Here is a 7,339-nt window from a genome sequence, read left to right on the forward strand (position 1 = left end):
GTTCATTCGAGCATTTCTCGTATCGCGACCCCCAAACAGTACTTCTGCGCTTTTTGTGGGAGGCCGATCGCCGCCGCGGGGTTTGACCCATGCGGCCTCAAGCTGATAACTAATTGGACCGCGCTCCGCGAAAATCAAAGACACCGGATGTTGTTCTGCCACGCGGAATGCTTTCGCGGCCGTATTCGGCCGGGGATACCACTAGGGTTCACTGCGCTGGAGCAAGGCTTCTCCGACCCCCCAGGGAATCCATCTCAGTAAGCGTGTCCTGGCCGGATTGGCGTTTGCCAAGCAAGGTGACCGATTCCCGTAAAAGTCGGCTGGACGCGAACAGGGCATACCACTCAGGGCGACCGGCTGAGTCCGGCGAGTGGCACGCGCGGACCACAGCAATGGGCGTGGCGAGTCCGGCATAGTCCCCACGCCGCATGCGGGCGTTGGGTGCTTCGAGTAAACTGGTTGCATCGGCTGAGGATTTGGCTAACCTCAACAAGATAGATCACGTCTTCAGTCAGAGCAAGCACTTGTTCGCCCCACTTGTCGCCAAGTACGGCTCCAAACAGGCTGCCTACAAGGCCTTGCAGGACGCGGTGGTAAGAGAGTTGAGCCGTCGGGGTATCACCTCAGGCATGTTCAAGGACCTTGAGATTGTGCTGCACGGTCAGAGAATTCTTGTGATGGGCTGGATTGACCCTGCGGGAGTAGTGCGGATTGGAACTGCGTTCACTCCGTGTGGCACGCCTTAAGATGCTCTGGATGAATAAGACCATGGGTATTACCGATTTAGAGCGAAGGGTAGTGGAGATGCTCCTCTCGGGCAACCACTCTACTCTGGAAACGCTTCGTGCACAGTTCGCCGTCAGTGAGGTCAGCCAACGCGAGTTCACCGGGGTGGGGTTTTTTACCCATTTCGCGATTCCTCCGGACGCACCCCGGGTTGCAGGAAAAAGGTCGTTCCAACTCGGGGATGTTCACGCGGACATCCCGGGGCTTCGGCTTGGCGCCGATTTCATATTGTTCATTACGGAGGGAGCCATTGATTTCCTTGAGGGGTTTACGCACGGGGACGACCAGTGGCCGGAGACGGTCGATACCTTCCGCCTAACGTACGTGCACACGGTGGGTGCCGTCGTGCGGGGTACGTCGCGTGAGCGCGACTGGGAAGCCCTGTGGCGCGTGCTTGGGCCATAGAGAGACGATTCGAGCCTACTATCTCAGTGGCATTGGGGGCCAGCCGAGCTGTAACTTTGAAGCGCCGCGTCGGTTGGAGGTAACGGATCCCTTTGGCAGGTTGGGGATTCTCAACCCGGAGGACCCTATTCGGGTTCCCTACATTCCTTCCCCGGACTGGAGCCGGGGATTGATTACCGACGAGGCTGGTCAACCGGGCAGTTGGACAGACACCCACGGCTGGAGTAAATTCTTCGGAGCCACGGGGGTCGAATTTGCCGCAGGAGCCCCGGCCGCGAAAGCGGCAAAAGCCCGGCAAGCGGTCACCCTCGTGGGATCCGCCCAAGAACTAGAAGACGCGAACAAACTCCATCACGTTTTTCGAAGCCAGCACGCTCTCATGCAGCAACTGGTGGGGCGATATGGATCGAAACAAGCAGCCTATAAAGTGTTGCAGGAGGCTGTGGTCAAGACCTTGGAACAGCAGGGCAAGCTGGCAGGCGAATACGAGATCGAGGTAGTGGTCAGTGGAATGAAGGTCACGGTGCGTGGGGTTATTATAGACGGTGTCGTAAGGATGGGCACCGCCTTCTGATGTCGCCCGTGAGGGCGACGCCGTTACGGATTCGTGGGGACGTTGGTCTATGCAAGAGCTGACACCGTTGGAGAGATCTGCGATGGAGAAGCTGCTGGCGGGTGATCATCCTGTATTGGAGTTACTTCGCCAGCAGTACGCAGCCAGTAGGGTGGCATACCGCGACGAGACAGGCGTCGGAGTCTTCGTCACTTTCTTGGTGCCTGGTGATGCTCGGCGATTACCTACGAATAGGAGTTTTGCGATTCGTGACGTAAGTGCTGACGTTGATGGCCTACAGTTCGGTGTCGGATTTATTCTCTTTGTGCGTCGAGGCTTTATCCATTGCCTCGAAGCTCACCTCTGGGGCGATGGCCGCTGGCCTGAAAGAATTGAGAACTATTCGCTGTATTACACCAAGTTAATCGGCGCAAGCGTCGTGCGAGCAACCGAACGCGACTGGGAGGCACTCACGAAGGAGCTTGAGGGACCTTAGCCACGCACATCAGGTCGTTGCTCTGCGGTCGGCCACGGCGAGAGTCTGCGGAGACCTGGGCCAGCGGCGGGAGCTACCAGAACGTCACCTACGACGACTACACTTATCAGTACCAGTGGACGAAGACCTGGCAGGGCCAGGGGGACGGGACCGTGGCAAGTTCGGCCACCAACCGCGTCACCGGCATCGAGAACGGCTCCGAAAACGCCTAGTCGACACACACCGTGTCGGAGGGCAACGGCAGCGGCTATTCCACCAGCAGCAGTTGGAGCGGCAGTTGGAATCCCTCGTACGACCACACAGTCACGTATCCCGGCTTTTATGACTACCGCTACTATGGCCAGGACTACAGCGGCTCCGGTGAAGAGGATTATATCGCCTACATGGGCGACGCGTTTACCTCGGGCATCGACGACGCTGCCGAAGGGCTTTTCACCCCCGGCGGCCAGTGCGCCGCAAGCGGTGGCACGACAAAGGACTTTTTGCCCCAGATGCCGATGAATAGAGAGATCTTGCAACGGGATGCGAAACGTAACTTATGGTTGCAAGATAACTTAGCGCGCCTCGCAGGACTCGAACCTGCAACCTTCGGTTCCGTAGACCGATGCTCTATCCAATTGAGCTAGAGGCGCTTACCATGCGGGCAACGTAGCTCAAGCCGCTCGACGGCCGAGAGGCCGCCGGGGCCAATCTCACTGCTATTTTAGCGCGAGAGCACGGTCGGTCAAAGGGGGGAGTCCTGCCTCCCAGGGATGCACCGGGTGTCCGATAGGCGGCCCTTCCACGGGATTCGCCGCGATCTTGATGAAATTTTTCCCGAGCCCGTCTTTCACAGCAGGGGAGGCCAGGGTGACACTATCTTGGGGTATCGGTCCACCTATGAGACGCAGCTTGCGGCGCTCTCAATGGTGGGCCACCATAGTGACGGGCAGGATCTCGGCTTTGTTTCGGCGGCGAAGTTCGGTCAGTCCGTGGGGCATTTGCTGGCGGTCCAGTCAGGAGGCGAAAAATGAACCCATCCAAGTTCGGTTACCTGAACCCGCGTCGCTGGGCGTTCTTGTTTGCCTGTGCGGTGCTGTGGCTGATCGGGTCGTCATCAGCGTCGTTCGCGGAGGCCCCCTGGCAGCAGGTTTCGTTGCAGGATGTTCAGCTTGGGGGTGAAATAGGGCGCCGGATTCAGGTGACTGTTGAAAACAACCTCCTTCAGATCAATGTAGCGGATGACTTCCTCACGCCATTTCAGCGACGTAACCGGAAAGGTGGCTACGTCGGACTGGGAAAGTTGCTCGATAGTATCGTCCGACTGGCTGTTCATACCGGCGATCCGCGTTTGCGCGAATTAAAAGACAAAATAATTCGCGAGATACTCGCCACACAGGAGGAAGATGGATATATCGGGATTATGGAACCTTCGTCTCGAATGTGGACTCTGTGGGATATTCACGAGATGTCCTACCTGGTTTATGCCCTGGCCACAGATCACCATTTCTTCGCGACCGAAAGCTCTCTTGATGCTGCGCGCCGTCTCGCGGATCACATCATCCGCAATTGGGAGGCCCATCCGGACAATCAGCCGGGCGGGGGCTCCATCACCGTCTATATGGCCGTGACGGGCCTGGAAAACGCTTTTTTGCTTCTATCCGAAGAAGCGAATGACCCGCGTTATAAAGAATTTGTTGTCAATTTTAGAAAACTTCCCGAATGGCAAGCCCGAATTGTTGTAGGACGTTACGGTCAGATTGAAGGCCATGTTTACGCCTATCTCTGCCGCTCCATCGCGCAGCTCCGGCTGGATGACCAGCAGTTTGATCCGCGGCTCTGGCAGGCGAGTCGACAGGCCTTGGATTTTCTCCTGCATCGTGAGGGCATGGTCATCACGGGGGAATGCGGGGACCATGAATGCTGGGACGACAGCCAGTCGGGGACGATCAACCTGGGCGAAACATGTGCCACGGCATATTTCATCCGCTGGCTCGACGAACTGCTGCGCCGAGAGAAAAAGAGCCTCTATGGCGATATTATGGAGCGAGTTATTTACAACGGGTTATTCGCCGCTCAGTCTCCCGATGGTCGGCACATCCGGTATTACACACCCTTCGACGGTCCGCGGTCGTATTTCCCGCACGATACCTATTGCTGCCCGAATAACTACCGTCGCATCATTGCCGAGTTGCCCGGGATGGTGGCTTACCGAACGGAAAAGGGGATCGCGGTCAATCTCTACACCGAAGCCCAGCTTAAGCTGCCGCTTCCAAGCGGCCAGATCGCCACGGTCGCACAGCAGACTGAGTATCCCCACAACGGCGTTGTGGCCCTCACGATCAACCTCCCCAAACCGGAAGCGTTCGAGCTACGCTTGCGGATACCTCGCTTTTGCAAAGAAGCCTCGGTGAAGCTCCCCGGCGAAGACGAGGCCGTCATGGTCAAAGGCGGAGATTGGGCCGTCTTCAGCAGAACGTGGAAGAACGGTGACGAAGTGGTGCTGACAATCCCGATGAAAGTGCGGCTGGTGCGGGGACGGCGGGCTCAATCCGGCCGGGTCGCTGTCATGTATGGGCCGCTGGTGTTCTGCCTGAGCCGCCAGGGACACCCAGACCTGAAAGATATCGATCTCCGCCTGATCACGATCAATCCGGAGACGCTGGAAGGGCCATTCCCCGATGAAACGGTTCACCCCGGAGGATTGGCCTGCCGCGTGAAAGCGTGGGCCCCTGGCGCGTGGTATCCGCGGGCTCCAATGAGTTACGCGCTGAAGCTCACCGAGTTCGCCGATCCCACGGGGGAAGCCACCTACTTTCATGTGCCGAATCCCTATGATCCGGCGTTCGTGGAGGACGAACTGATCGTGCCTGTAAAGAATACGGCGCCCTGATGGGGTCGGTCCTCACGATGAGTAGATCGCATCGTGTAATCAAGCGATACACGGCGGATAGTCGTGTATAAAAATCCACATGCGCGTGGTGTTTTACTCTTTCACAAATTCCGCCCGGTAGATGGTGCCTCCCTGGAGGCGAACCCGTCGCTCAAAATGGGTGCGGTAGTCCATATCGTGCTGGGGGGTGTGTTCGGGGACAGGGAAGGGGCCGGTCAATTGTGTAGTCGCTTTGAGCAACTCAAGTGTGGATTGGAAATATTCTTCCACGTCCGTCCAGAAATGGAGACGCCCGCCCGACGTCAATACACGTTCGACATCCCGGAGAAAGCTCTCCTTCATGACCCGCCGCTTTTTATGTCGTTTTTTCCACCAGGGATCGGGAAAATAAACGTGCACGGCCTCGACCGAACGGTCCGGTAACCACTCGGCGAAAAACCGCAGGGCGTCGCCGTGGATCACAATCGCATTCCGTACGCCCAGCTTGGCCAGACCAGCGGCGGAAAACCGGGCGTACTTGCCGGAGACCTCCAAACCCACGAAGTCGCGCTCGGGATGAGCCACGGAGACCTGTCGAAGGAACAGGCCCTTCCCGCTGCCCACTTCAACCTCCAGAGGCGCGACCCGCCTGAAAATCTGTTCACCCTGCCACGGCTTGGGTATTGCCTCAAGCTCGCGATAGTGGAAGGAAAGATCCAGATTTGGATCTATCTTTCGCAAAGCACGTCGTCCCATTGTCACTATTCCGTATTTATACTGTGAATATGGAGAAAAAGTAGTCGTATGCTTCGGAACAAACGAAAGCGTGTAACACGCTGCCAGTTGTGGAAAATACGGGCATGATATTCCGACAACCAAGTACGGTTGTCTTTCACCTTTCGCGCGGCGGAACGCAACTTCCGGCGGGAACGCATCCCTCACCTGCCGGGGGATTTGGAGTGCATTCCATCGGCATTCCGGAGATTATGACAGCCGATAGAACTTTCACAAGCAGTTTCAGGGGAATGCACTGATTTCGCGTTCTTGCCGCCCTTTTTCTTATCATCATATCCCAAAGCGGTACCGCCATCGAAGGGGTCGCCCCTGTTGGCCCGGAGGGGAAACGGAAACGCCGTCGTCTTCGTGATCTGCTCGCGTCGGGCTGACACGAGCCCGCCCCAGGGCAACCTGAAGTAGCATTCGGCATGCCCGAGCGAGCGGCGACGGGGGCTGGAATGTCGCTTCAGCCAATGGTTCATCGAGAATTGGCTAACTTTTCCAGAGTGCCAGAATGCTTGATTTTCCAGTTTGAGATTGACGGGATTTGGCCTTTTCGGTAAATACCACCTTCCCGGTTTCCTGGTGAACAGGCGGAATCCCTGTCACCGCGTGGCCAACGCTTCGTCAATCTTGCTGGGACAGCCCGATAAAGCGAGTCGATATGCCGGAACCGCAGGACCAGGTCCCGCAAGCCGATGTGGAAAAATCTCCGGAGCAGGCGGCACGTCGCACGAGCGAGGCAGCCCGCCAGAAGGGAATCCGCGCAATCTTCCGCTCCAAGCGGGGTTTGCTGGTGGTGGGATTAGGTTTGCTGGTGGTGGTTGCCGGTCTGGGCGGGTTCGCGTGGTGGTGGCTGACAGGCAAATCGGAAGACAGCGCCCCGGCACTTCTGCAGGCCGTGGACGCTCAGGATTGGAACGCCGTGCACGAAATGGCCGAAAAAGTTCTGGCTGATAAACGTGCGGATCCGCAGTTGCTTCGGGCGGCTTTGTTTGCGCAGCTTGTCGCTTATGCTGCGGAAGCCGACCGCCAAACGGGCACGGAGCGCCACCGCATGCTCCTTCTGGCAGCTCGATTCGGAGATCAGGCGACGATTGTAGGGCTGCCTTCCGGACGGGAGGCCGATGGTCTCTTCACCCTGGGACGCACGCTCCATTATCTTTCCCGATTTGCCGAAAGCCGTAAGTACCTTCGGGAGGCCGCCAAGCTCGACCCGCAAATACAGCCGCGTGTCAATTGGCTGATGGCCGAGTCCCATCTTCTGGACCCGGAGGGAAACCGGCAGGAGGCCCTCCGCTTCAATCAAGCATTCCTGTTGACGCCGGGACTTGATACCCCTTCCCAGGACGCCGGGTGGTTGCAACAGGCCCGTATTCACCTGGCCTTGGGCAAGCCTGATGCGGCCGAAGAAAGCCTGAAGCACCTCAGCCCGAAAGGCGCTGGTTCTCCCGCAGCCTATTTGGTTCGG

Annotated in this window: 9 protein-coding genes and 1 tRNA gene; 8 read left to right on the top strand and 2 right to left on the bottom strand. The window is 57.8% G+C overall.

Translation table 11 applies throughout. The features are described from left to right. The first annotated feature begins 437 nt into the window (after nucleotides 1-437). The 5 genes from H5U08_RS06885 to H5U08_RS06905 all read left to right on the top strand — a co-directional run bounded on the left by H5U08_RS06885 (nucleotide 438) and on the right by H5U08_RS06905 (nucleotide 2,452). The gene (locus H5U08_RS06885) at nucleotides 438-746 is read left to right on the top strand and encodes a hypothetical protein (RefSeq protein ID WP_297031560.1); all 309 of its coding nucleotides are present in this window, start codon (nucleotides 438-440) and stop codon (nucleotides 744-746) included. Continuing rightward, on the top strand, nucleotides 712-1,191 hold the full coding sequence (locus tag H5U08_RS06890) for a hypothetical protein (protein ID WP_297031562.1): 480 nt from the start codon (nucleotides 712-714) through the stop codon (nucleotides 1,189-1,191). The genes H5U08_RS06885 and H5U08_RS06890 overlap by 35 nt, the downstream gene beginning before the upstream one ends. Continuing rightward, nucleotides 1,181-1,765: a hypothetical protein gene (locus H5U08_RS06895; protein ID WP_297031564.1), complete on the top strand. Its 585-nt coding sequence runs from the start codon at nucleotides 1,181-1,183 to the stop codon at nucleotides 1,763-1,765. Before H5U08_RS06890 ends, H5U08_RS06895 begins: the two co-directional genes overlap by 11 nt. A gap of 82 nt (nucleotides 1,766-1,847) precedes the next feature. Then, on the top strand, nucleotides 1,848-2,240 hold the full coding sequence (locus tag H5U08_RS06900) for a hypothetical protein (protein ID WP_297031566.1): 393 nt from the start codon (nucleotides 1,848-1,850) through the stop codon (nucleotides 2,238-2,240). Between the two features lie 17 nt (nucleotides 2,241-2,257). Next, nucleotides 2,258-2,452 carry a hypothetical protein gene (locus H5U08_RS06905; RefSeq protein WP_297031569.1) on the top strand — a complete coding sequence of 65 codons (195 nt, stop codon included), beginning with the start codon at nucleotides 2,258-2,260 and terminating at the stop codon, nucleotides 2,450-2,452. A gap of 346 nt (nucleotides 2,453-2,798) precedes the next feature. On the opposite strand, the gene H5U08_RS06910 is transcribed toward H5U08_RS06905, so the two are convergent. After that, a tRNA-Arg gene (locus tag H5U08_RS06910) sits at nucleotides 2,799-2,872 on the bottom strand. A gap of 129 nt (nucleotides 2,873-3,001) precedes the next feature. Here H5U08_RS06910 and H5U08_RS06915 point away from each other — a divergent pair. Continuing rightward, a complete protein-coding gene (locus H5U08_RS06915; protein WP_297031571.1) occupies nucleotides 3,002-3,253 on the top strand; it encodes a hypothetical protein in 252 nt (83 codons plus the stop codon). Beyond that, nucleotides 3,250-5,112: a beta-L-arabinofuranosidase domain-containing protein gene (locus H5U08_RS06920; RefSeq protein ID WP_297031573.1), complete on the top strand. Its 1,863-nt coding sequence runs from the start codon at nucleotides 3,250-3,252 to the stop codon at nucleotides 5,110-5,112. The genes H5U08_RS06915 and H5U08_RS06920 overlap by 4 nt, the downstream gene beginning before the upstream one ends. A 93-nt stretch (nucleotides 5,113-5,205) precedes the next feature. Here H5U08_RS06920 and trmB read toward each other — a convergent pair whose 3' ends face one another. Beyond that, on the bottom strand, nucleotides 5,206-5,847 hold the full coding sequence (trmB, locus tag H5U08_RS06925; protein ID WP_297031575.1) for a tRNA (guanosine(46)-N7)-methyltransferase TrmB: 642 nt from the start codon (nucleotides 5,845-5,847) through the stop codon (nucleotides 5,206-5,208). Between the two features lie 685 nt (nucleotides 5,848-6,532). Here trmB and H5U08_RS06930 point away from each other — a divergent pair. Continuing rightward, a partial coding sequence (locus H5U08_RS06930; protein ID WP_297031577.1) for a tetratricopeptide repeat protein occupies nucleotides 6,533-7,339 on the top strand: 807 nt, incomplete at its 3' end.

Origin of the sequence: Thermogutta sp. (genome assembly GCF_014359955.1) — a bacterium.
GTDB lineage: Bacteria > Planctomycetota > Planctomycetia > Pirellulales > Thermoguttaceae > Thermogutta.

Excerpts from the sequence above, each read along its gene's own strand:
- trmB (WP_297031575.1), bottom strand. The coding sequence starts at position 5,847 with ATGGGACGACGTGCTTTGCGAAAGATAGATCCAAATCTGGATCTTTCC.
- H5U08_RS06920 (WP_297031573.1), top strand. The coding sequence starts at position 3,250 with ATGAACCCATCCAAGTTCGGTTACCTGAACCCGCGTCGCTGGGCGTTC.
- H5U08_RS06900 (WP_297031566.1), top strand. The coding sequence starts at position 1,848 with ATGGAGAAGCTGCTGGCGGGTGATCATCCTGTATTGGAGTTACTTCGC.